Raw genomic sequence first — 24,575 nt, 5'->3', positions numbered from 1 at the left:
ACCTGAAAATCCGAACCACGAGAATGGAGACTGTAAGCCAGGACGGAATGTTTTACAGCATAAGCTTTAGTAGAATACTTCGGTTTTATTGGCTTCCAATTGCTGAATGATCGGTGCATACGGACCCGATTTAGCATTAGTACCAGAAAGCGGATTTGATCGTAAATACAATTTCTTCAATCGTTTCGACTCGCCCAATGAGCGAGGTAATTCCTGTAAATTATTATTGCTCAGGTCAAGTTCTTCCAGAGAAGGTAGTGCGGCCAGCACCTCAGGAGCCACCGAAAACCAATTGTAGCCGAGATCAAGGATCGTTAAATAAGTCATTTTCTGATACGAATCAGGTAATTGGCTAATCCGGTTGTGGTGTGCGTATAAAACCTGTAATCGGCGAAGTTTGGTCAGCGATGGGGGTAATTCCTTCAGATCATTATGAGCAACGGCCAACTGCTCGAGCCGTTTCATTCGGCCGATCTGACGGGGGAGTTCGGTTAATTTGTTGTAATACAAATCCATAACCCGAACATGCTTGAGCTTTCCGATGGTTTTGGGAAGTTGAGTCAGCCCAGCGTTATATAGATTCAGGTCGTTGAGCTGGTGAAGCCTACGTAGCGTTTTGCCATCCAGTTCCTTCAGTTTATTATTTCCCAGCCATAAACTTTCCAGACGGCGGTTCTTTCGGATAGACGTTGGCACCTGGGTCAATCGATTGCCCTGCAAGTTTAGCGCCTGGAGATGCTTGTTGCGGGTAATGAATACACTATCGTCGGGAATGACGTTGTATAGCAGACTCAACCGTTTAAGGGTTGGAATGTCGGCAGTTAGCCGGGCGGGTAATTCATGTAGTGCGTTTTTCGATAAATCCAGTTCTTCCAGCTTTGGAAACCGATAGACGATTTCGGGTACGGCTCCCAAATCCAGTTGATTGAACGCGAGCATTTTTACGGTATCGGGCCGGGTTGTTTTTTCGGCCGCTTCCAGCGTACTGATAATACCTGCTCCCCGCCGAACGGTGCGGGGAGCAATAAATGACTTCCCATATAGCATAACCGACATCGTCCGGAACGGTACGTTTCCGCTAGCTGGATAGGATGTTGTCGAGTAAAATTCTTCCAGGGCCTTTATGGCCTTTGCCATTATTGAATCGGGTTGAGGTCGATCTGTATTAACCAATACCCATTGAGCTTTACCATCAGATTGGTAATATTCGTGAAGATGTAGATAGAAACCTTTCTGGGGTATGTCATTCCGTTTTTTTACAAACTCATCCAATTGTTTGGCTTGTTTCTGCATCACCGTGAAAGCGCCCTGAGGCTTTGCTTTAAGTAACTCAGACAGGGCTGGATATTTTTTAGCAAGAGTAGCCTGACTTACCTGATAAGTAGTGGTATCGCGTAATAAAATTACTTTAACCTGCGCCCGGCCCGATAGCGCAAACCCGCTAAACAGCAGAAAGAGAAGTAGATTTTTCATGAGAAAACGATAGGTTTAGGAGTATGACTATATTTATAGTTAAATTCCATAAAAAGAACCGGGATTTTTTTAGATTTATGGATTTTCAGGATTTTGCTTTCGTTGAGAAACAGAATAACAAAATCAGAATAATCCTAAAATCGGCTAAATCCCGGTTCAGAAACCAGTTAATTTTTCGATCCACCGCTCACTGATGAAGCGGGCTGCTTTTCAGAAAGTTTCTTGGCGGCTTTGGCAAAATCGCCAGCCTGGATGATCGAAATCTTGGCGGGGTCGATATGTTTTTTCATGGCCGCATTTATCTGCTCAGCAGTCAGTGAATTGATTTTCTTTTCAAAATCGGCATCCCACGTCATCGTACGATTCAGATACAGGTAGTTGTTGAGCGTACCGGCCAGCCCTGGGTCCTGGGCCCGTCCAACCATCCTCGATTGCAGATAACCCGACTTGGCAGAAGCCAGTTCTTCGGCCGTAAAGCCATCTTTTACCACTTTATCCAATTCCTCCCGGAATGCTTTGGTCAGACGCTCGGCATTTTCGGGATTGTAGATAGCATAGGTCATAAACATTCCCGTTTTATCGAGTGGGTTGGCCTGAAGCTGTGAGCCAACGCCATAGCTAATACCTTCTTTCTGACGGATACGAACGGCCAGTCGGGAGTTGAGAAAGCCACCACCCAGAATATAATTACCCATCACCAGTGCCGGATAGTCGGGATCATCGTCGCGCAGGGGAATGTTGACGCCTGCTACGAGAAACGCGTTCGCTTTGTCTGGTGCTTCGATGGATTGCGGAGTCGGCTTGATATCGTTGAACGGTGTCACCAGCCGGCTAAACGGCTTTTTCGCTTTCCAGGAGCCTAATTCATCCATAACAACTTTGCGGATCGGCGTTTCATCAAAATCGCCAACTATAGCTACTGTCGAGTTCTGAGCGCCGTAAAAATCCTTGTGAAACTGCTTCAGATCATCGAGTTTCATGGCTTTTACGTCGGCTACATCTTCATCGGGCGTTGAGGTGTACCGGATATCTTCTTTGGGATAGGGATTCATCTGGCGCTGAAAGGCGGTAAACGCCAGTGCCTGAGGCTCTGAACGTTGCGCTTCAATTTGTGCCAGTTGTTCCTGTTTCAGCTTTTCGAACTCGTTGGGATCGAAGGCAGGGTGTTTCAGCATATCGCTAACGAGTCGCAACACGGCCGGTAGGTTTTCCTTCGTGGTTTTTATGGTTGCATTGACCTGGTTACCACCACCAAACAGAGAAACCTGAGCCTTCAGTTTATCGAGTTCATCCTTGATTTGCTGACGCGTGCGGGTCGTGGTACCTTTATCGAGCATAGATGCTGTGAAAACCGAAATAGCACTTTTGTTCATCAGGCTTTTCTGATCGCCATACCGAAGGGTTAACCGGGCGTTAACTTCATTGCCACGCGTTGATTTGGGCAATAGGGCTAGTTCAATGGTATTGGGTTGCTCTACGCGACGGGTCCGACCGTCGATGTTAGCCGGTGACGGGTCGAACGCTTCACCGCTGGCAATAGCCGCCCGGCCTTTGTAATTTTTGACTAAAGCATCGACATCCGGCGCATCTGGTACATCTACGCGATCAGGTTTGGGCTCCGGAGTAAACTCGCCTACCGTACGGTTCGATGGTTTGAAGTAGAAGCCAGCAACACGCTGAACATCGGCAGGCGTTACTTTTTCGAGGGCATCGCGGTAGAGGAAGCCTAACCGCCAATCGCCAGTTGCAATGTATTCACTCAACGTACGACCTAACCGTTCAACGTCTTTAAAGCTTACTTCAAGGTCTTTCAGAAGCTTGGCTTTAGCGCGATCGACTTCATCTTTCGTTGGGGCCTTGATCGATACCGAATCGAGGGTACCGAGAAGCGCTTTCCGGGCGTCGCCAAGCGAGCTTTCCTTGAGTAGCTCAGCCGCGAAATACACGTACCCCGGATCTTTGGTCATGAACGAATAGCCGTATTCCTGCGACGCTTTTTTGGTCTCAATCAGGGCTTTGTAGAGCCGTCCGCTGGGTTCATTGGTCAGCACTTCGGTCAGAACATCCATAGTTGGATAATCTGGATGCGAGCTTGGCATGATGTGATATAGTGCCGATACAACTTTCGTATCACCTACGCGCCGAAGCGTTACTTCCCGCTCGCCATCCTGCGTTGGTTCAACGCTATAGGTTGGCTGAAGAATACGCGTGGGTTTGGGAATGGCACTGAAATACTCATTGACGAGTTGCAGGGTTTTGCCTTCATCGATCTTCCCGGCTACAACCAGTACGGCATTATCGGGCTGGTAATATTTCTTGTAGAAAGCCTGAAGGTTCTCAATGGGTACTTTCTCCAGATCTGAGCGGTTACCAATGGTCGATTTTCCGTAGTTATGCCACAAAAACGCGGATGATACAACGCGCTCATTCAGCACATTCTGGGGGGAGTTTTCGCGCATTTCGAACTCATTACGCACTACTGAAAACTCAGTTTCGAGATCGCTTTTTTTGATAAACGAGTTCACCATCCGGTCGGCCTCGAGGTCGAGGGCCCACTTCAGGTTTTCGTCGGTTGCTGCAAACGTCTCGAAGTAATTCGTGCGATCGAGCCAGGTCGTACCATTTGGTCTCGCACCGTGCGAAGTCAGTTCCTGAGGAATATTGGTGTGTTTGGTGGAACCTTTAAATACCATGTGCTCCAGCAAGTGGGCCATGCCGGTTTCGCCCAATCCTTCGTGACGTGACCCCACCAGATAGGTGATATTGACCGTTACGGTTGGCTTCGATGCGTCGGGGAATAACAGTACTTTCAGGCCATTTTTGAACTGATATTCCGTGATGCCTTCAACAGAAGCACCTTTTGTTACACCTTCGGGAAGGGTAATCGCTGCCGGTTTATCCTGCGCGGAAGATAAGGTCAGGCTACCGACCAGCAAGGCCGTCGCCAGAGTTCCCTTTCTCGTCCATACAGACAGTTTTCCTCCAGATGGTGTCTGTCCGGAGCGTAAAGTGTTGTTTTGCATAAAAATACAGTTAGTTGGGTAATGCTAAACTTAGTGTGTAGGTAAGATTAAATAGATAAACTATCAATAATTTTTACAGCTACTTGCCAAAAAAAAGGATGAACGGTAGGTATTTTTCCTAGTACAGGCAGGGGAGAGTCTCTATTACCTGCCTGTACCACGCTAGCTCAGTAAACCACAATTAATCGTTCTTACCGCCACCTACCACCGAAGCGGGTTGCGTTTTTGCTTTTTCGGTTGCCTTTTTAGCCGCTTTTTCAAAATCGCCGGCTTTTATAATGGTCAATTTGTTATAGTCGATGTATTTTTTGACAACCGAATTGACCTGTTCGGGCGTCAATAACTGAATACGTTTTTCCAGTTCGGTATCATAGGCAAATGTGCGGCCTTCTGCTTTCGTGAGGTATTGCGCCAATTTACGGGTCAACGATCCATCCTGCGAACGTTCGACCTGATTGTTCTGTAAAACGGCAGTTTTGGCCGCTTTCAGTTCTTCGGCTGTAATCCCATCCTTAACAAGTTTCTCGACTTCTTCTTTGTAGGCTTTTTCGAGCCGTTCCGAATTTTCAGGATTATAGATGGCGTATGATCCGAAATTGGCTACTTTATCATTATCATCGGCGTAGACATAGGAGCCGACTCCATAACTAACCCCTTCTTTTTGCCGAATCCGGGTTGCCAGCCGGGAATTCAGAAAGCCATCGCCCAGAATGTAGTTGGCCATGTAAAGAGCCGGGTAGTCGGGGTCGTCGTCGCGCATCGGGAACTTCATCCCGGTCACCAGCATGGCGTTGGCCTTGTCATTCGTCTGAATCGACTCGGTTTTGTTTTTCAGATCCGCAAAGAGCTGTAATGGAACTCGGGTAAAGGGTTTCGCTGCTTTCCATTTACCCAGATCATTTTTCAGGATAGTTCGTATCGTCGCTTCGTCGAACGCACCAACAGCAGATACAACGGCGTTCTGGGTGCCATAATAATCCTTGTAAAATTGACGTATATCGTTGATGGTCAGTTTTTTGATATCGTCAATTTCTTCGTCGAAAGTCTTTGTATACCAGACATGACCTTTAGGATATGGGTTCATTGTCCGCTCTGCCACGTTGAACGCAATAGACTGTGGCTCTTGTTTCTGCGACTCAATCTGAGCAAGCCGTTCTTCTTTCAGCTTATTGAATTCGGCTTCCGGGAAAGTCGGATTACGCAGATAGTCGGTCACGATCTTCATCACAGCGGGCAAGTTTTCTTTCGACGTTTCGATGCTGACAATGGCGCTTTGACCGGATGAATAAACATACGCCCTTGTTTTTAACTTATCCAGTTCATCTTTAATCTGCTGATAGCTTCTGGTTTTTGTACCTCGTTCAAGCATGGACGCGGTAAATCCAGCCGCGGTCATTTTATTGGCCAAACTCGTTTCGTCGCCCATTCGGAGTTGAATCTGCATGTTTACCGAATTGCCGCGTGTGCTTTTAGGGAGTAATGCATACTTCAACCCGTTCGCTTCCTGCCCACGTTTCGTGCGGGTATCGATGTTGGCGGGCGAGGCATCGAAGGCTTCTCCAGCGGCTACCATCTGCTCCCCTTTGTAGTCTTTGACCAGCGCCATAATGTCGGGGGCCGCCGTAATTTCAGCTCTGTCGGGTTTCTGATCGGGTAAAAACAGACCAACCGTTCGATTTGAGGGTTTCAGATAGGCCTGCGCCACGCGTTGAACATCGGCCGGTGTGACTTTGCGAATGGCATCCCGGTATAGAAACACCAGCCGCCAGTCGCCTGCTGCCATGTATTCGCTGAGTTGAAGTCCTACGCGGTCTACCTGCTTGAACATTAGTTCAATACCACTCAGAATCTTGGTTTTGGCACGTTCTACTTCTTCGGGCGTGGGCGCCTGGCGAGTCACTTCATCGAGCGTACTCATCATGACATTGCGGGCAGAATCCAGCGAGTTCTCCTTTCGTACTTCGGCGTAGAAGTAAGCAAAGCCGGGATCATGCAGGGCTGGTGTCCAGCCATACTGGAAGGCTGCTTTCTTGTTTTCAATCAGCGCTTTATAGAGTCGGCCGGAGGGTTCATTCGTCAGAACATCCATCAGCACATCCAGGACCGGATAGTCGGGATGCGTACCGGCTGGCGTATGATAGGCAGCCGCTACGCCCTGCGTGTCGCCTACGCGTTTGAGGGTAACGATCCGTTCGCCATCCTGAGTTGGCTCAACCGTATAGGGCTGATTGAGTAAACGAGTCGGTTTGGGAATCGGGCTGAAATATTGATCAATCAATGCCATGGTTTTCGGCTCGTCGAATTTCCCGGCTACCAGCAGAATGGCGTTGTCGGGCTGGTAATATTTCTGGTAAAATGCTTTCAGGTTCTCAATGGGTACCCGTTCGATATCTTCTTTAGAACCGATGGTCGATTTGCCATAATTGTGCCATAGATAAGCCGACGACAGAACGCGTTCCATAAGCACGTACTGGGGCGAATTTTCGCCCATTTCGAATTCGTTACGCACGACTGTAAATTCGGTTTCCAGGTCCTCTTTTTTGATGAAACTGTTAACCATTCGATCCGATTCAAGATCCAGTGCCCACTTCAGGTTTTCGTCGGTTGCTGAAAATGTCTCGAAATAATTCGTGCGGTCATACCAGGTCGTACCATTGGGCCATGAGCCGTGTTCGGTCAACTCCTGCGGAACATTCTTGTGCCTCGTTGAGCCTTTAAAGACCATATGTTCGAGCAGGTGAGCCATGCCGGTTTCGCCCAGACCCTCATGCCGTGACCCCACCAGATAGGTAATATTGACCGTGATGGTTGCTTTGGATGGGTCGGGGAAGAGTAGAACCCGCAGGCCATTTTTTAGCTGATACTCCGTAATGCCCTCAACGGTTGCTACTTTCGTGATGCCTTCCGGCAAGGTTGTCGAGTTGTTCTGCGCAAGGGTTGTTGATCCGTTACCAAGGAGTAAAGCGATTGTCAATAAGCCTGTTAGCAAACAGACGGACAGACGCTGTCCAGAAGGGAGAAGGGAGGTTTGCATAAGAATACGATTCGTTTGGGGTGGAAACTACTCGTATAGTTACACAGTATTAATCACTAAGTCACAGCTAAGGCTGAACTTTTAACAAAATTTAGTGTAAACGGTATCGTCTCTAATTGCCTAGCCTTCAAACCATTGCCGGAACAGGGCGGATTTCTCTTTGCTGACCATTAAGTCCAGTGTATCATTCGGTGTATTGAGATGCAACTGAAGCTTGCCACTGTAATGGGAACGATAGCCCGAAACGGCATTCAGACTGAGGAGACACTGCCGACTGGCCCGAAAAAAACAGCCTGGATCGACGAGTTCTTCCAGCTCATCAAGCGTTTTATAATCTGTAATCAATTTCTGACCGGCCATATTGACCAGATAAATTACCTCGTCGCGGAGAAAATAGGCTACCTGCTCCTGCGGAACGGATACGATCTGGCGGAGGTAATGTCCTGTAAAGCGACGTTTATAAAGCGGAGATGATTGTTTTTCGGTAATGTGAGCCAGAAATTGCCTGAACTGATCGCCCAACTCGGCACTGCTCGCTACCCATCGATGATACTTTGCCAATGCAGCTTTCAGCTCATCGGGGTCGATGGGTTTGAGCAGATAATCGATACTGTTTAGTTTGAAAGCGCGAATGGCATATTCATCGTAGGCCGTTGTGAAAATAACCGGTGCGTTTAAATCGGCTTGCCGGAATGCCTCGAAACTCACACCATCGGAGAGCTGTATATCGGCAATGACCAGGTCTGGTGATTTATGGTTGCTCAGAAAATCACAAATGCTTTGCACGCTGGCCAGTGGCCCTTCAATGGTTGCGCCAGGTTCCAACTGACGAACCAGCTTCTGAAGCTGCCTGGCAATGAGGGGTTCGTCTTCAATCAGCAGGATCGTCATTTGCGTTTTTGGTTTTCCAGGTTTGGATTTATGGCGGATGCTCTCGAAGTGCCCTGGCGTCAGCCTGAACGTCTATTCTACTGACAGCAGCGGCACACGTACGCAAAAAAATGTGCTGTCGCTGTTTATTTCAACCGGGCGGGGGCTCAGGTAACTGTACAGCAATTTCAGGTTTTCGAGCCCCTGTCCATTGGACGTTTCGACCTGCCGTTTGCGCTGAATTGGGTTTGAAATAGCAAGGTAACCATCCTTTGTTGTGATTGTAATAACAAGCGGATGGGATTCACTTATACTGTTGTGTTTGATTGCATTTTCGATTAGAATCTGAAGCGTAACGGGTACAATCTGTTGATCCAGCGAATCTTTGTTTATCTGACTATGAACGATAAAGGCACCGTCAAATCGGGTCTGCAATAAAGACGTGTAGTTTTTGATGAACGTCAACTCGGTTTCCAGCGGCACCAGAGCTTTATCTTTATGCTGGATAACATACCGGAACACTTTTGATAGTTGTTGCAGAAATTGCCGGGCCAGTACCGGGTTATCGTCAATCAGGCTGTCCAGCGATGAGAGGCTGTTGAATAGAAAATGGGGACTGATCTGGTTTTTCAGACTGTCTAACTGAACCTGCACTTTTTCCTTCTCCAATTGAGCCGTTCGCACCGTGTTTTCCTGCCAGCGTTTTAGCAAATGACTGGCCATAAACCCTAAACAGATAACCGTATTGACCAGAAAGATCATGAGACCAATGATAATGAACGTGAACTTGTTCATCATGGACAGTACGGGGGTGAGCAATTGTGTCGTTACCACATACCCGACGATAATAACAATCGTCTTTACAATGCTCCAGCCGCCCAATACCTGGACTATTATTCGCCAGCGAATGTTTTTCTCAAAAGGTAAGCGCCTGTTCAGCCACTCATTAAAGACGTAGTGGAAAATCCAGATCGAATTGAAAAGAAGGTAGGAGGCTAGAAAAAGTATGAGCTGAAGCTGCCAGGTAATGTTGGGAATCATCCATTGCCGAGCTATAACTCCCCCCAGAGAAGTCCACAGCAATAGGAGCTCCACATATAGATTAAACTTTATTTTCATGGCTTGCGATGATCATTCCGTCTGACATTTCGATGACGCGATCGGTTCCAGCAGCAAAGTCGGGGTCATGCGTAACCGCAATAATAGTCTGGCCTTTCCCGGCAAGGTCACGAAAAATCTCAAAGACATTATCGGTATTGGCCTTATCTAAATTACCCGTTGGTTCGTCGCCCATAATAATAGTTGGGTCGTTGATCAGGGCACGGGCAATGGCCACTCGCTGTTGTTGTCCACCGGAGAGTTTACTAGCGGGTTTGCGGGCGAAATCGGCCATGCCAATCAGTCTCAGCTTTTCCATAGCAAGCTCTTCCACTTGTTTTTCCGGATAACGGCCGAGCTTCAATCCGGGCAACATCACATTCTGCAAGGCCGAGAATTCGGGCAGCAGAAAATGAAACTGGAACACGAACCCCAGGTGTTCATTGCGAAAATGGGCTAAATAATCCTGACTGCGACCTTTTAGCGACGTTCCTGCCATTTCGATGTTGCCTTCATAGTCCGTATCCATCGTTGAGAGCAAATAGAGTAGTGTCGATTTGCCGCAACCCGATTTGCCGACTATTGACAGAAATTCACCTTTCTGTACCTCAAACGTAACATCGTTCAGCACCTGAAATTTCTCAGGATCGTAGAAGTATTTGTTGAGATGCTGGGCAGAAAGAACCGTATTCATGTAGGATGGATGCTCTAGGATGGATGATACTGGTGTGTTGTTATCATCCCTGAAAATTTAACCTCTCAAAATAGCAACGGGGTCTACCTGTGCGGCCTTGCGCGAGGGGAAAAATCCCGCCAGCACGGTAGTTATGACGCCGAACAACATACCCATGATGTAATATTTAGCCGCAAAAATGACGGGAAACGTTTTCAGACTTAAAAAGTCGCCCGCATCGAAAGGCGTAATGGACAACAGATAACTTAAACCAAACCCAATGCCGAGCCCCAGTAAACCACCCGAAAGACCAATAAAAGCGGCCTGCAGCAGAAAAATGGCAATAATGTCGCGCCCATCGAAACCCGTGGCTTTCAGGATGGCGATGTCCTTGATTTTGTTGATTACCGTCATGTTCATAATGTTGTAAATGCCAAACCCGGCCACAACAAGCAGGGTAATCGAAACGACATACGTTAACATATTACGGATTTTTTCGCCCGCCAGAATTGCGGTGTTAGCTGTCGCCCAATCTTCGGTGTAGTAGCCGTAAACAACCCGGAGCCGCTTGCCGAACGGAATAGCCTGCAATGGATCGATCATTTTGATGTGAATGTCGGTGATGTAGCTGGGGTCTCTTTGGAGAATTTCCTGCACCGTCGACAGGTTTCCATAGCTCTTGGTATTGTCGACTGTACCGACCCCAAATCCAAACGTGCCGACTACGCGCAGGATACGCGTACCGCCTTTGGGTGTCGTTACCGTTACTTTGTCGCCCACGCGAACGTTGAGTTTTCTGGCCAGAACCGTTCCCATAATCAGGCCATCGGGGTTCGTTTTTAACGTGCTCAGGCTTCCTGATTTGAGCCGTGTTTTTAAATTGTAGAGCCTGTTCTCACGCTCAATATCGACACCGGCAATCGTGCCCGAGAGCTGAATGGGGCCATTGTTATAAAACACCTGCGTGGCTACCTGTGGCGAAACGCCAAGTACGCCGGGCTCGCGTTCGATGCGTTCGGCAATGGTGAGACCATTCTTGATTCGGGCCTGTTCATCTTTGGGTTTCTGGTGGTAAATAACATTGAACTGGCCCGGCCAAAGTTGCTCGATCAGGCCCGGCCGCTGGGTGTTCACTTCGTTATAGAGCCGAATATGGGGGCTGGCATCCAGCGCGGAATCTTCCAGAAACTGATTTACCCCCTGCATAAACGAAATCATGGTGATGAACATTGCAATGCCGAACGTTACGCCAAGCATGGCAACGAGCGTCTGGCGTTTTTTTGCCATCAGGTGCGTCCGGGCAATCTGCGATGCGATGTGAAGATCCATGATGCTAAATGAGTGAAATTTCGAATGAGCGATAGAGCGATATACAACCCGGCGAACACGTTCGCTCAGTTACTCATTCGAAATTAGTTTCGAGGTCGCAGTCAGGCCGCTTTTTACTTCGACGAGGTCAAAGTTTTCGGCTCCTTTCTGGAATTTTACTTTCTGTTTTTTGCCGTCCTGCTCAATCCAGACACTATCATTGCCAATGACATAGGATTTTGGGATCGTCAGAACGTGCGGATTCTGGCTGATAATGATGTTAGCTTCTACGGTCAGTCCATAATAGGACGCGGGTCGTTCGCCAACAAATTCGGCATCAGCCCGGAACGATTGGTCGGTGCGGTTGAGTTTCGGAAAAATCTTGCTAATACGAGCCTTGAAAACCTTATTGGGATAAACGTCAGCTTTCAGTACAACCTCCTGACCGATCCGGAGCCGACCGAAATCGCTTTCGTCGACCGCCAACTGCGCGTATATCTGATTGCCGCTACCCACTAGGGCAAGCTGCTCGCCGGGCCGGACAACCTCACCCGGATCTTTGTACACTTCGTAGACTTTCCCATTCACGAAACTGCGAATGCGCGTGTTGCGTCCGGCTACTTCAGAACTAACCAATTGACTGCGGTTATTGGCAACATCGAGTGCAATCTGATCGCGGCTGCGTTGTAAGGTGTTGACCTGAGCCCGCAGGTTGTTGCGTGACAGCGTATAGTTCAGTTCGGCTCGTTCCAGTTCGGCCCTTGACGTTGCGTTCTTGCCATACAGATCGCGGAAGCGGTTGTAATTGATCGAGTCGTTATTGAGCCGTATTCGGGCATTACGAACCTGCGCTTCGAGTTCAGCCAGAATGGGGGAGTTGTTCCCCAAATTCGCACGTGCCTGCCGATAGGCGTTGGCCGCTGCCTGCTGACGGGCATCTTCGGTGTCGCTTTCCAGCACAAATAGAAGTTGATTCCGGCGAATGGAGTCACCTTCATTCACCAATCGCTGCTGTAAAACGCCTGTAGCATCGGCCGTAACGATATACTCATTGCGTGGATATATGTTGCCCGAGGCATAAACGGCTTCGGTGAGTTCGCGATAAGTAGGCGAAAGGCCATCGCTACCCTGATGACAGGCGGCAACGAGCAACACAATCGCGGATAGGTAAAATGCGGTTTTCATTAGGTTATGCAATGGGTCGATTCTAAATGATCAATCAGTTTTCTTGATGATTACCTCAACGTGTTCGGTTACTGACCACTTCGGATTTGCAAAATCGTCTGATTGATAAATACGTTCGACAGATTATTCAGGTACCGATTTTGCGCCGTCAGGGCTTCATTGAAAACGTTCAGATACTGATCGTAAGCAAACAGGCCGGATCGATATTTGATCAACGCAATCTCGACATTCTGATTACTGAGTTCATAATTCTGGCGGTTTAAGTCCAGCGATCGAATAGCCTGATTATACGTATTCCGAACATCTTCATGATCGGTTTGCTGCCGTTTTCGCTCATAGTCCAGTTCAGACTCGGCTACTTTTAGTTGCAGCCGGGCGCGGATAATGTTGCTGGTACGCAGCCCGCCCGTAAAAATCGGCCAGTTGAATTGCAGACCTGCTACGCCAATTGTATACCACGGCTGGTTTGTATTCAGGAAATTGATCTGGCTGCGCTGGGCCTGTTCGGTAAACCGACCATAGGCCGAAAGAGTGGGCCATCGTTGTAGCCGTTCGCGGTTGAATTGCAATCGGGAAAGTTCGATACGAGCCTGCTGGAGCGATATCTGTGGGCGTTCAACGGGGCTAAGTAACGAGGCCGTTACGGCTGTCGTTGCGCTTTGTATGGTAAGATCCTGCGACAAGAGCAGACTATCGGTTGGGGCCAGCCCCAGAATCAGTTTGAGCTGATTCAGATTACGGACATAGGTTAGCTCATTTTGGTAGAGTACATCGGCCGTGGTCAGTTGTACCGACCGAATCCGGTTATATTCCAGTGGTTCAATGAGCCCTTTGTCAAGCCGATCGCGGGCAATTTGAGTGAGCGTGTCGGCGGCCAGTAGATTCCGACGGGTAAGCGCAATGGCCGAACGGGTCAGAAGCGTGGCATGATAAACGCGGGCGGTTTGGGTCGAAATCTCGTCCTGCAAAACCAATGTTTGCATATCGGCGATGCGGAGGTTTTGTTCCACAATGCCAAGATCGGCCCGAGCTGGTCGATTTATAACCGGAACCGTAACTTCGGCACCAGCAGCCAGCACATAAGGCAATCCAAATTGCAGTGAACGAAATTCACCCGGTTTTCCCCCTAAAAATTCAGCCGGAACCAGCTGAACGGGTAGGGCAAAATTGTAGTCGAAGTTCGTGAAAAAGCGAGCCTGTGGGAGCAGATTCGCCTGCGAAGCTGATCGTTGCTGAGCCTGAGCCAGCCGATTTTGCCGGGCATTTATCAGTTCCGGATTATTGCGTCGGGCCAGTGCCAGGGCTTCCTGCACCGTCGTAACCACCGTTTGGGCGTTTACGGTAAGCGAAAAAAACAACAGGCCACAAAGAGCAAACCGATTCATAGGAATAACGAATGGATGCTCAAAGGAAAATCGTTTCTGAACGAAGATTCTATTGATTTTAAACGAAACAGAGAAAACGGCCTACGAAGTTGCCGTTTTTGATCATGAAGGTAAGCATACGGAACCGTCAGCGAGCCTACTTCCTGTCATCGTTATTGATCTTTTTCTTTTCCCGATCTGTCGATGTTTTCATTTTCCCAAAACGCCAGTTCAACGATAGCCGGATGTTCCGGACCACATTATAATTGATGCCATCCGACAGGAAGGTCGTTGTACGCAGGTAATTCTCAACGATATTGTATTCCCGGAACGGGTTTTCGAAATTAGCGGTGACTGAGAAATTTTGCTTTTTGAATTCCTTCCGGGCTGAAAATCCGTAATAATAGAACCCGGATGATTGCCCCTGCAACTGAATACGACGGGACGTATAGGACCCATTGACCTGAATACTGATGTCCTTGGGTAATTGCACCGATGTATTCAGATTGAACTGATAACTCCAGTTTTTATTCGTAATCTGAAGAGACGGGCTGTTTAGTAAGTTGTAGTTCATACCTACCGAACCGCTCAGATTCCACTGTTTCACCGGTTTTACGGCACCGAACCAGTTGAAGCCGTAGGTGGCATTACGGGAAATGTTTCGATAGGTACTGTTTGACACGCCAGTGGAATCGACCGTTGTTATCCGTTCGATTGCGTTGTTGGTCTGGCGACCAAAAATCATCAGATTGATGGTTGTGCCGCCTTTGGTGAACGTACTGTACGACAGTTCGACGGAGTGGGTTAATTCGGGGTCGAGGTACGGATTGCCGGTCTGAATGTTTTTAGGATCGGCATAATTGACGTATGGATTCAAAAAATTAATAGAAGGTCGCTGGATTCGCTGGCTATAATTGACTCGTATCCGCTGCTCGTTGCCCAGGCGTTTCGAGATGCTCAGATTGGGCAGGAAATTCTGATACCGGTCACTGAAACGGGTAGCTGTCGAAATGAAATCGGCGTTGATCGTGGTCATTTCAAATCGCCCACCCACATTAAAATTCCAGCGATTTTCTGTTCGCAAACGAAACGATGCATACGAAGCCCAGACCGATTGTTTATAATTAAACTCATTCGACCGACGTGGGTCTTCCCGAAAGTTCAGTGATCCATCAGGGGCATTTTCCAGTCGATAATCACTCCCCACATTCCGGGCGATCAATTTCGAGCCTACTTCCAGAATACGTCGTTTGGTGGTCGAAAAGGGGTGAGCGTAATCCGTCTGCAGGGTCAGTTCACTTTGCTGGTTTTGATTTTCATTGCGTTCACGATAGGTAACAATGTCTTCAACGGGCAGTGGGAATTGATTCAGTTTATAGCCGCTCTGATTGTCATTTTGGTTATACTGAGCCAGAAAGGTATATTCCTGATCGGGACTTCGCTTGAATGTTTTGGTGTAGTTGAAATTGACATCCATGCTGTTGTTGCGATTCTGACTGTCGTTGTATCGACGAAAAGCCAACACCGTATCGATACTCTGGCGCGTATCCCGAGTGGAGAATGTATTGCGAGAATCCTTCCCGAAATTGGCATCTATGCCAATGCGATTCGTTGAATCCAGATCATAGTCGATGCTGAAGGAGCCGAATTGCGAGTTCCCGCGATTTTTGAACGTATTACTTTGCGTGATGATACTAAATACATTTCCATCCCGTAAGTTTTGCCGAACCGTCGCTGAATTGCCATAATAATTGCTCCAGTTCGTGCCCCCATAGGCCGTAATGCTGAGCTTGTTTCGCTTCAGGTTAAAATTGCCACCAAGATTATTTCTCCGGCTACCAACCGAGCTGGTAAGACCACCAGTAAGTCCCTGTAGCTGATTCTTGGTGATGATATTGATAATGCCTGCTGTGCCTTCAGAGTCGTATTTGGCTGATGGAGCCGTAATGACTTCAACGGATTTGATCAGTTCCGCCGGAATCATTTGCAGGGCCTCGCTAATGCTACGGGCCATTATGCTCGAGGGTTTGTTGTTGATCAGGACTTTTATGCTACTACTGCCTTTTAGCTGAACTGTTCCATCTGGGTCGACGGTCAGGAGCGGGACTTTTTTTAAGACATCGATGGCTGTACCGCCGGTATTGGTCAGATCCTTGTCGGCATTATACACCAGTCGGTCATCTTTGTCTTCAATTAACGCTTTTTCGCCGGTGACGACTACTTCATTGAGCGTCTGACTGTTAGCGCGGAGCGACACAACACCCAGTGCAGTTGCTACCCCAGTTCTGCTAACGGTGACAGTTGGGATCGTTTTATTATCGTAACCCAGAAAACTGATGACTATGCGATAGATGCCTGTCTGCACATTGTTGATCGTGAACTTACCCTGTTCATCGGTAGTCGTGCCGGTTATGGGTTTTTCCGTTTGTGGATTAATAAGTGCAACTGTAGCAAACTCAACGGGTTTATTCTGTGCTTCATCCATCACAGTTCCGCTAATTTTACCAAAGTTAGCCGCACTATTGACCGACTGAGTCAGCGACGATGAACCTGGTGGCGATAGGGGCGTTTGTTGTGCTTTAGTCAGAATAGTTACCCACGTGAACGAGAGAAGTAATAGTGTTTTCATCCGTTGAAATAAGTGTTCAATAATGACCAATAACATAATCAGTAGATTAGGCAATTGGCTTTTCAAATACAGGTTGTGAGGTTGATTCTAGAATTAATGACCGTGTCAGTTCATGCCAATGTAAACCTTAATCTGGCCCAGATTTAGCTGGTTACAGATTAGTCAACCGTAAGGCATTATACGACCGGTAAGTAATTGCATAGTCAGTAAAGACATTTCAAAAAGAATGCTACTGATGATGAATGCCGCAGAATAAGGCCCGGAAGCTGTTTTATACTTGATACTGGCGGAAATATAGCCTGTGGTAGGATGCCCGGATGAGTTCAGCATTGCGCATAAAAAAGCCGAACTCGTTCGAGTTCGGCTTTTTATCAATCGATTGTGGTCTAATTACAGATCGGCAATCGCTTTATTGATTTCGTCTTTTGTTTTCCCTGTTTTTTGCTGGATTTTCCCCCACATTTCGTCTTCCTGACCTTCCTGATAGGTTAGGTCGTCGTCGGTCAGGTCGCCGTAGGCTTGTTTGATTTTACCTTTCAATTCGTTCCAGCCTCCTTTTACGGTTGTCTCGTTCATGATCGTAGTGTTTATAACGTTGAATGATCTTGTAATCATCTTGACTACGTTAATAGAACTATGCCGGGACCGAATTGTTTTCAACGATGTGCTTCACAATCCGATCCGAGTCGATATTCAGGTTGTAAATGACACCTGTCAGGGGCGTTGTATAACCCAGGAAATAGAGACCCTGTAAATCCTTATCATTGAACCACAGCTGTTTAGGGTAGCCACGATCATTAAGGATTTGCGCGGTTATCGTCGTGTCAAGAAAAGCCGTAACGCCCGGCCGATAACCGGTTGCCAGAATAATAGCGTCGAAAGGCAATTCGCGATTATCAGAAAAAGTTACGGTTTTGGCATTTATCCGCTCGATACCCGGAACAACGGTAATGTTGCCGGCTTTAATCTGGTCGAGAGTGCCGATGTCTATCACTGGAATGATACCCCGCCGGGTGTCATAGGAAGGCGGGTGCGCTGGCTTGCCAAGGCCATAGGCCGAAACATCGCCCACATTTATTTTCTGCGCGAGACCCGCCAGAAAATCAGCGAACCAGCGTGGAAATTTGCTCAGGAAAATGGCGATCGGTTGTGCTGGCCGCCCGAATACGTCACGCCGAATGATATTGATTGGTCTTCGTACCGAAATAAACGGTTTGGCTCCATGCTCCAGCAAATCAAGAGCAAGTTCGGCACCCGTATTCCCCATACCGACAATCAGCACATGTTCATCGCGGAAAGGAGCGCCATTCCGATATTCGTAGCTATGCCAGATAATACCCCGAAAATCGCGCTGACCGGGCAGCTCTGGCACATTAGGTATTTGATTATAGCCAGTAGCCACCACAACACGTTCCGCAGTAAATTTATCCGTTTCGGTTTTTACCTGCCACATTCCGTCCTGATCACGATGGATTTTCGTAACTTTTTGGTTGAAAAGCGGCCGTATTTTGAACCGTTCGGCATAACGTTCGAGGTATTCAACAACCTGCAAACGCGAAACGTAGGTTGGGTAATTGGCTGGATAAGGCAGGTGAGGAAGTGCAGAGTGTTCCTTAACCGTATGCAGGTGCAGACGGTCATAATGATTGCGCCAAGAGAAACCGATGTACTCACTGGCTTCCAGCACGGTAAATGGCTGATTTAAATGGGCTAGTTGCCCCGCCATTGCCAGACCTGCCGGTCCGGCACCAATGATGATCGTGTGCATGAGTTTTCGGTTTTCAACTGAATCGGCAAGCAAATCGAAGCGGACTACTGCCAGCCGAACCCTTTATTTAATTCGTGTCCAGGTCTGAGTTTTGCCCAAAAGCGAGATGCCTACATAACCACGCACGTCGAGGGTATTGGGATCTTTGAGGGTCATCTTGCAATTGTATTCTTTGCCATCTTCAGGATTATAGATCTTGCCGTCGCTCCAGACGTTGCCGCCATCAAATTTGAAATTATACATCAATAGCAGATTCTGCAGGGGGCGGTTCCGTTTTGAAGCATCGGTATTGCGGATATCCGTTTTGGGTTTACCCGTAGCCGGATCGTTCGGTTCGCTAATCCAGATAAGTTTACCGAAATAAGTACCGCCCTGCTTATAAATCTGAATGTGCCCTTTTTTTGTGCCATTAAGCCAGGTGCCGACCACCGCATCGGCGTTGTCTTTAGGGGCGAAAGCGGTTTGAATAAGAAGCAGAAAAAAGATTGGCAACAGGTTACGCATGGTTTTCATAAATGCTCAATTAGGAGAATAAAAAAGCCGGATTTGTTGTACTAACGTAAATATCGAAGAAAATTGTCAGAACCTGAATTGGACTGATTTTTCGGATTTCGCAGATTTTCTGTATTTAGCGCAAATTGTCAACCGATCGATAGCGCTGGAAAAAATTGACGAGCCAGCGTAGCTCGAAAAACCTTCGTTCTGCCATGTTTCATCGCGACCCGAACCGCACATACCCCACAGAAACCGAAACACGGGTAATTATCCGTTTTCAGGACTGTGACCCACTTCAACACCTCAATAACTCGAAATATTTCGACTATTATTTCAACGCTCGCGAAGATCAGGTCGCCACACTTTATGACTTCAATCCAGGTCAGATGTTTCGGGAGTTGAAAACGAGTTGGGTTGTCTATCAACATCAGATCGCTTACATCCGCCCCGCCATGGTAAGTGAGTGGATTCGGATTACCTCCCGACTGATTTATTACAACGAGGATACCCTGGTAACGGAGTTCGTAATGACCGACGATGCCAAGACGCACCTCAAAAATGTGCTCTGGATGACCTCAAAATACATCAGCGTATTAACGGGGAAACGAATTCCGCATGATTCAGTTGTGATGGACTACCTGCAGGCAACCTTACTGCCGAATGTTGATTATCCGAACGTCGATTTCAACGACCGTATTAAGGAAATCAAGCAGCAGCTTTTTCCAATGAAGGCCGTTTAAAAAAAAGTTTGTAGTTTGTGGTTTGTTCTTCCCGAATCAAAACTACAAACTACCCCCATCTCTCTGTGCGTCTCCTCAACAACCTCACTGTTCGCGTCCTGATTGCTATTACCCTGGGTATTCTGACGGGGTATCTCTTTCCCGAAACTGCTGCTAAGCTCAAGCCCATTGGCGACCTCTTTATCAACCTGATCAAGATGGTTATTGCGCCAATTATATTCCTGACCATTGTGCTGGGTATCAGTAATATGGGCGATCTGAAAAAAGTAGGACGGGTAGGCGGGAAAGCGCTACTCTATTTCGAGATTGTTACAACGGGCGCGCTGGCTATCGGTCTTTTACTGGCAAATCTTATTCGCCCTGGCGATGGCGTTCAGACCGCTGCTGTTAAAGGCGGAGACATCAGTAAATATACGGAACAGGGGGCCGGAATGGACTGGACAGAGTTCTTTCTCCACATTGTACCAAGCAATGCCATTAAGGCTTTTGCGGAAGGAGATATTTTGCAGGTGCTGGTCTTTTCTATTCTGTTTGGCGTTGGCCTTACTCGCATGGGCGAACTGGGCAAGCCACTCATCCTGACCTTTGAACGGTTATCGAAAGTGTTTTTCAATATTCTGAGTGTCGTCATGATTCTGGCCCCGCTGGGTGCTTTCGGAGGAATGGCCTTCACGATCGGGAAATACGGCTTAAGCACATTACTACCGCTGGCAAAGCTGATGGGCACGGTTTACGCAACCATGTTTTTGTTTGTTTTTGTGGTTCTGAACCTGATTCTACGATACTACAAAATAAGCCTGTGGGCTGTGCTTAAGTTTATAAAAGAGGAACTGTTAATTGTACTGGGAACATCGTCGTCGGAGTCAGCTTTGCCCCAGATTATGGAAAAGCTCGAAACGCTTGGCTGTTCGCGTTCTGTAGTCGGATTAGTGGTTCCAGCGGGTTATTCGTTTAATCTGGATGGGACTACGATCTATCTTGTAATGGCAACCGTTTTTCTGGCCCAGGTTTTTGGGGTCGATCTCACACTGGGTCAGGAGCTGACGATAATAGGGATTCTGATGGTTACTTCCAAAGGGGCTGCGGGTGTAACGGGGAGTGGCTTCATTGTGCTGGCCAGTACCTTGACTGCCATTAAAGTAATTCCGGTAGAAGGGCTGGCATTGCTGCTTGGTGTTGATCGATTCATGTCTGAAGCACGCTCCATAACAAACATTATAGGTAATACTGTGGCTACTATTTTCATCGCTAATAACGAAGGCGAATTTGATCGGATAAAGTATAATCGAGTATTGAATCAGGAGGCCAAAAACGAACTGGCCGACTACAAATACTAGAATTTAGTCGACTGAGTAGTTATGGTAACTGGTTTACTGTTAATAAGTTATCATAATTTTTTACTCCGTGAATATACTTTTTTGGAGAATAAATTAAACCATTTCATGGCCTGTTGTTCAAAGGGACAAATACAACCTGAAAACAACAACCACCATGAAAAAAGTACTGATGACGGCCGCTACGCTGGTCGTTCTGCTCTCGACCAGCGCACTGGCACAACGGTATGGTTACCCTTCATACCCTTCTCCCCAGCCGAACGGCAACTATCCGCAGCAACCGGGCTACAACCAGCCGGGTTACGGGCAGCCCAATTATAATTACGACTATGATGACTACCGTTTCGATCGCCATCTGGAGTGGTGGGACCGTGAACTGAATCTGTCGCGCAGGCAGGAGCGCGAGATTCGCCGGATTCGCAATCGATTCGAACAGCAAACCAATGGTATCGACGCACGTGATCCACGTCAGCGGGATTTTTTCAGGCAGGCTCGGCAACGGCAGTTCTTCGATATGATGGCCGTACTGAATCCTGATCAGCGGAATAGGGTCATTGATCGGATGCGGCCCTATGAGCGTTCGGCCAGCCGGGGGCGTGGTTACGGGAATGATCGGGATTATTACCCAAGAGGTTACTGATTTTTGAGAGGAGAAGTGTGAACAACAGTCGGTCAGTTTGATCGGCTGTTTTTTTCTGCGAGTTTTCAGTGCAATTGGCACAGGTATTGAGAAGATGTACCGTTCAGCCCACTGATATGACCGTATATGCAACGCTGGATTTTGGGAACTGTCTTTATTTCGTATTTTTCCAGGAAACTCATACCCCAAAACTGTATGTTAAGACATCAACAGCTCATAAAAACGAGTGCATTGCTAGCCGTTGTCGCTACGACGACATTCGCCCAGCCATCACCCCAACAACCTAAAATGACCCAGAATCCATTCTTAACGCCCTATTCGACACCTCACCAGGCGGCCCCGTTCGACAAGATAAGAAACGAAGATTATTTGCCTGCCCTTAAAGAAGGACTCACCCAAGGGCGTAAAGATGTTGACGATATCGTCAATAATCCTGCCCAGCCAACATTTGAGAATACCATCGTTGCCCTCGAACGCTCAGGCGATCTGCTGGGAAAGGTATCATCTGTATTGTTTAATCTGAATAGTGCTGAAACCACGCCCGAACTCCAAAAGATCGTCAAGGAAGCATCACCCCTGCTGAGTGAGTATGGCAACGACATCACGCTGAACGAGAAACTCTTTGCCCGGATTAAATCCGTTTATGATCAGCGAGCCAGCCTGAAACTAGATCCAGAAAGTGCAATGCTGCTCGAAAAAGCCTATAAGCGATTCTCCCGCAATGGTGCAAATCTGGATGCAAAGGGGAAAGAGCGTTTACGCACTATCGACAAAGAACTTTCCCAGCTTTCAATTCAATTTGGCGAGAATGTGCTGAACGAAACCAACGAATACTCGATGGTTGTGACGGATGAAAAAGACCTTGCTGGTTTACCCGACTTTACGCGTGAAGCGGCTAAAGCCATAGCGAAGCAGAAAGGGAAAGAAGGTTGGGTATTTACCTTACAGGCGCCAAGTTATGGTCCGTTCATGCAATATGCTGAGAACCGCGAGCTGCGCAAAAAAATGTTTCTGGCCTATAACGGACGCGGCTTCCACGGCGATAAAAACGATAATACGTCGATCATCAACAAAATCGTGAATCTTCGGTACGAACGTGCCAATCTGCTTGGCTATAAAACGCACGCTGATTTTGTACTGGAAGAAAGCATGGCAGGATCAAAAAATAAAGTGCAGAGCTTTCTGAATGAGCTTGTTACCTATGCCCGTCCGGCTGCTGAGCGACAGCTGGCTGAACTGACAACCTATGCTAAAGCCCATGGTTTTACGGACGACAAGTTGCAGAGTTGGGACAATAGTTATTATGCCGAGAAGCTTAAGAAAGAGAAGTATGATCTCGACGACGAGATGCTGAAGCCGTACTTCAAGCTTGAGAATGTACTGAACGGTGTATTCACAGTAGCCAATAAACTATACGGGATCACCTTTAAGGAGCGGACGGATATTCCGGTCTATAACCCTGAAGTGAAAACCTTCGACGTGTATGATAAAGAAGGGAAGTTCGTTGCCGTATTCTATGGCGATTACTTCCCTAGGGCGGGTAAACGCAGTGGTGCATGGATGAATGATATCCAGGGACAGAAAATAGAGAACGGTGAAAACATTCGTCCGCACATCATTAACGTGTGCAACTTTACGCGCCCCACTGATACAAAGCCTTCCTTATTGACCTTCTATGAGGTCACTACGCTCTTCCACGAATTTGGCCATGGGCTACACGGTATGCTGGCGAATGGGAAATACGAAAGTCTGAGTGGAACAAACGTTCCCCGCGATTTTGTGGAACTACCCTCGCAGGTGATGGAGAACTGGTGCTATGATCCGGAAGCGCTCAAACTTTTTGCGAAACATTACCAGACCGGCGAAGTGATTCCAAACGAGCTTATCGAAAAGATTCGGGCGAGCCAGAATTTCCTGGCTGGGCTGGCAAACCTGCGCCAGTTGCGGCTCGGTCTGGTCGATATGTATTATCATGGTCAGAAACCGACTGGAGAAACCATTACCCAGGTTGAGAATAAAGTTGATTCTGTCGCGAACCTGTTTCCACGTGTAGAGGGAGTCGCTTTTAGCCCAGCTTTCTCGCACATATTTTCGGGTGGTTATTCGGCAGGTTATTATAGTTATAAATGGAGTGAAGTGCTGGATGCCGATGCGTTCGAGTTCTTTAAAGAGAACGGCGGTCTGGAAAATAAGGCCGCAGCCGATGGTTTCCGAAAAAACGTACTGGAAAAAGGAGGGAGTGAGAAACCTATGGAACTGTACAAAAAATTTCGAGGTCGCGAGCCTTCCCCCAAAGCCATGTTACGGCGCAGTGGCCTGATTTTGTAGGCTAGTTTAATACTTCAGAAATGCAGAAGGGGGATCGATTCATATCGATCCCCCTTCTGCATTTCTGAAGTAACAATAACGATATATGACGTATGTAGGTTACGGTTATTTAGAGAGATAATAAATAAAAGAGGTATTTATGTGATAAATATATACTAAAACGTTGTTTTTAATAAATTTATAAAAAAAAATTACCATATTCAATCCAAACGGATCAACTTTACGTATGTAGCCAAGTTAGTAAGAGGGTAGAAAACTATTTGTATTATTTTATTTATATGTTGTTTTTTGATATTAGTATGTGGTTGAAAATGGTATAACTTTTGCTGAGTAATGTTAAAAATTAATTGATAACGATAATAAGTGGAATGTAATGGGTTACCCTTATATAAAGAGGTGATCAACCTAGAGCAGTGTAAATTATATATGACTTATGGCAGTGAAGAATTTGCTTAATGATAATTTGACATTAATTGGCAATAATATGTTGATTTTGAGTTAGTTAATGAATATTAGTTTGGTCACTTAACAGATTTGCATACCGAATAATATATTTTTGGTTGGCAGACTGAAATAAGATAATACTTTTAAGCGCTAATAATGTATAAAAAAT

17 protein-coding genes are annotated in these 24,575 nt (G+C 47.2%); 4 read left to right on the top strand and 13 right to left on the bottom strand.

Annotation, left to right across the window (positions count from 1 at the left end; all coding sequences use genetic code 11):
- Positions 1–66: 66 nt before the first annotated feature.
- The 13 genes from G8759_RS23655 to G8759_RS23595 all read right to left on the bottom strand — a co-directional run bounded on the left by G8759_RS23655 (position 67) and on the right by G8759_RS23595 (position 18,938).
- Positions 67–1,473 (bottom strand): leucine-rich repeat domain-containing protein, encoded by a 1,407-nt coding sequence (locus G8759_RS23655; RefSeq protein WP_167213510.1) that lies wholly within the window; start codon positions 1,471–1,473, stop codon positions 67–69.
- Between the two features lie 167 nt (positions 1,474–1,640).
- Entirely contained in the window at positions 1,641–4,496 is a 2,856-nt protein-coding gene (locus tag G8759_RS23650; protein WP_167213507.1) for a M16 family metallopeptidase, read from the bottom strand.
- Positions 4,497–4,677: 181 nt separating this feature from the next.
- Positions 4,678–7,530, bottom strand: a complete 2,853-nt coding sequence (locus G8759_RS23645) for a M16 family metallopeptidase (RefSeq protein WP_167213503.1) — start codon at positions 7,528–7,530, stop codon at positions 4,678–4,680.
- A 120-nt stretch (positions 7,531–7,650) separates the two neighbouring features.
- Complete coding sequence (locus G8759_RS23640; protein ID WP_167213497.1) at positions 7,651–8,421, bottom strand: LytR/AlgR family response regulator transcription factor; 771 nt, start codon at positions 8,419–8,421, stop codon at positions 7,651–7,653.
- Positions 8,422–8,493: 72 nt separating this feature from the next.
- Positions 8,494–9,519, bottom strand: a complete 1,026-nt coding sequence (locus tag G8759_RS23635) for a sensor histidine kinase (protein WP_167213493.1) — start codon at positions 9,517–9,519, stop codon at positions 8,494–8,496.
- Positions 9,503–10,192 carry an ABC transporter ATP-binding protein gene (locus G8759_RS23630; protein WP_167213489.1) on the bottom strand — a complete coding sequence of 230 codons (690 nt, stop codon included), beginning with the start codon at positions 10,190–10,192 and terminating at the stop codon, positions 9,503–9,505. Before G8759_RS23630 ends, G8759_RS23635 begins: the two co-directional genes overlap by 17 nt.
- 57 nt (positions 10,193–10,249) lie before the next feature.
- Positions 10,250–11,500 carry an ABC transporter permease gene (locus G8759_RS23625; protein ID WP_167213485.1) on the bottom strand — a complete coding sequence of 417 codons (1,251 nt, stop codon included), beginning with the start codon at positions 11,498–11,500 and terminating at the stop codon, positions 10,250–10,252.
- A 69-nt stretch (positions 11,501–11,569) separates the two neighbouring features.
- Positions 11,570–12,664, bottom strand: a complete 1,095-nt coding sequence (locus tag G8759_RS23620) for an efflux RND transporter periplasmic adaptor subunit (RefSeq protein WP_167213482.1) — start codon at positions 12,662–12,664, stop codon at positions 11,570–11,572.
- Positions 12,665–12,732: 68 nt separating this feature from the next.
- Entirely contained in the window at positions 12,733–14,049 is a 1,317-nt protein-coding gene (locus G8759_RS23615) for a TolC family protein (protein WP_167213479.1), read from the bottom strand.
- 136 nt (positions 14,050–14,185) lie between these two features.
- Positions 14,186–16,657: a TonB-dependent receptor domain-containing protein gene (locus tag G8759_RS23610; RefSeq protein ID WP_167213476.1), complete on the bottom strand. Its 2,472-nt coding sequence runs from the start codon at positions 16,655–16,657 to the stop codon at positions 14,186–14,188.
- A 390-nt stretch (positions 16,658–17,047) separates the two neighbouring features.
- A complete protein-coding gene (locus tag G8759_RS23605; RefSeq protein ID WP_162385299.1) occupies positions 17,048–17,233 on the bottom strand; it encodes a CsbD family protein in 186 nt (61 codons plus the stop codon).
- A gap of 58 nt (positions 17,234–17,291) precedes the next feature.
- On the bottom strand, positions 17,292–18,425 hold the full coding sequence (locus tag G8759_RS23600; protein WP_167213473.1) for a flavin-containing monooxygenase: 1,134 nt from the start codon (positions 18,423–18,425) through the stop codon (positions 17,292–17,294).
- A gap of 63 nt (positions 18,426–18,488) precedes the next feature.
- Positions 18,489–18,938, bottom strand: a complete 450-nt coding sequence (locus G8759_RS23595; protein WP_167213469.1) for a DUF2147 domain-containing protein — start codon at positions 18,936–18,938, stop codon at positions 18,489–18,491.
- Between the two features lie 194 nt (positions 18,939–19,132).
- Between G8759_RS23595 and G8759_RS23590 the strand changes: the two genes are divergently transcribed.
- The 4 genes from G8759_RS23590 to G8759_RS23575 all read left to right on the top strand — a co-directional run bounded on the left by G8759_RS23590 (position 19,133) and on the right by G8759_RS23575 (position 23,962).
- Positions 19,133–19,660 (top strand): acyl-CoA thioesterase, encoded by a 528-nt coding sequence (locus G8759_RS23590; RefSeq protein ID WP_167213466.1) that lies wholly within the window; start codon positions 19,133–19,135, stop codon positions 19,658–19,660.
- Between the two features lie 65 nt (positions 19,661–19,725).
- On the top strand, positions 19,726–20,997 hold the full coding sequence (locus G8759_RS23585; protein WP_167213463.1) for a dicarboxylate/amino acid:cation symporter: 1,272 nt from the start codon (positions 19,726–19,728) through the stop codon (positions 20,995–20,997).
- A 154-nt stretch (positions 20,998–21,151) separates the two neighbouring features.
- Positions 21,152–21,634, top strand: a complete 483-nt coding sequence (locus G8759_RS23580) for a hypothetical protein (RefSeq protein ID WP_162385294.1) — start codon at positions 21,152–21,154, stop codon at positions 21,632–21,634.
- A gap of 195 nt (positions 21,635–21,829) precedes the next feature.
- A complete protein-coding gene (locus tag G8759_RS23575; protein WP_197933046.1) occupies positions 21,830–23,962 on the top strand; it encodes a M3 family metallopeptidase in 2,133 nt (710 codons plus the stop codon).
- The last annotated feature ends 613 nt before the right edge of the window (positions 23,963–24,575 follow it).

The sequence above is a fragment of the Spirosoma aureum genome (assembly GCF_011604685.1).
Lineage (GTDB): Bacteria > Bacteroidota > Bacteroidia > Cytophagales > Spirosomataceae > Spirosoma > Spirosoma aureum.
The sequence above is the reverse complement of the archived record's forward strand: the minus strand, read 5'-3'. Positions and strand labels throughout refer to the sequence as shown.

Bases quoted from the DNA above. Each gene is read 5' to 3' on its own strand.
- G8759_RS23630 (WP_167213489.1), bottom strand. From the start codon at position 10,192: ATGAATACGGTTCTTTCTGCCCAGCATCTCAACAAATACTTCTACGAT.
- G8759_RS23615 (WP_167213479.1), bottom strand. From the start codon at position 14,049: ATGAATCGGTTTGCTCTTTGTGGCCTGTTGTTTTTTTCGCTTACCGTA.
- G8759_RS23575 (WP_197933046.1), top strand. From the start codon at position 21,830: ATGTTAAGACATCAACAGCTCATAAAAACGAGTGCATTGCTAGCCGTT.
- G8759_RS23600 (WP_167213473.1), bottom strand. From the start codon at position 18,425: ATGCACACGATCATCATTGGTGCCGGACCGGCAGGTCTGGCAATGGCG.
- G8759_RS23635 (WP_167213493.1), bottom strand. From the start codon at position 9,519: ATGAAAATAAAGTTTAATCTATATGTGGAGCTCCTATTGCTGTGGACT.
- G8759_RS23580 (WP_162385294.1), top strand. From the start codon at position 21,152: ATGAAAAAAGTACTGATGACGGCCGCTACGCTGGTCGTTCTGCTCTCG.
- G8759_RS23645 (WP_167213503.1), bottom strand. From the start codon at position 7,530: ATGCAAACCTCCCTTCTCCCTTCTGGACAGCGTCTGTCCGTCTGTTTG.
- G8759_RS23595 (WP_167213469.1), bottom strand. From the start codon at position 18,938: ATGAAAACCATGCGTAACCTGTTGCCAATCTTTTTTCTGCTTCTTATT.
- G8759_RS23605 (WP_162385299.1), bottom strand. From the start codon at position 17,233: ATGAACGAGACAACCGTAAAAGGAGGCTGGAACGAATTGAAAGGTAAA.
- G8759_RS23650 (WP_167213507.1), bottom strand. From the start codon at position 4,496: ATGCAAAACAACACTTTACGCTCCGGACAGACACCATCTGGAGGAAAA.
- G8759_RS23620 (WP_167213482.1), bottom strand. From the start codon at position 12,664: ATGAAAACCGCATTTTACCTATCCGCGATTGTGTTGCTCGTTGCCGCC.
- G8759_RS23625 (WP_167213485.1), bottom strand. From the start codon at position 11,500: ATGGATCTTCACATCGCATCGCAGATTGCCCGGACGCACCTGATGGCA.
- G8759_RS23590 (WP_167213466.1), top strand. From the start codon at position 19,133: ATGTTTCATCGCGACCCGAACCGCACATACCCCACAGAAACCGAAACA.
- G8759_RS23610 (WP_167213476.1), bottom strand. From the start codon at position 16,657: ATGAAAACACTATTACTTCTCTCGTTCACGTGGGTAACTATTCTGACT.
- G8759_RS23655 (WP_167213510.1), bottom strand. From the start codon at position 1,473: ATGAAAAATCTACTTCTCTTTCTGCTGTTTAGCGGGTTTGCGCTATCG.
- G8759_RS23640 (WP_167213497.1), bottom strand. From the start codon at position 8,421: ATGACGATCCTGCTGATTGAAGACGAACCCCTCATTGCCAGGCAGCTT.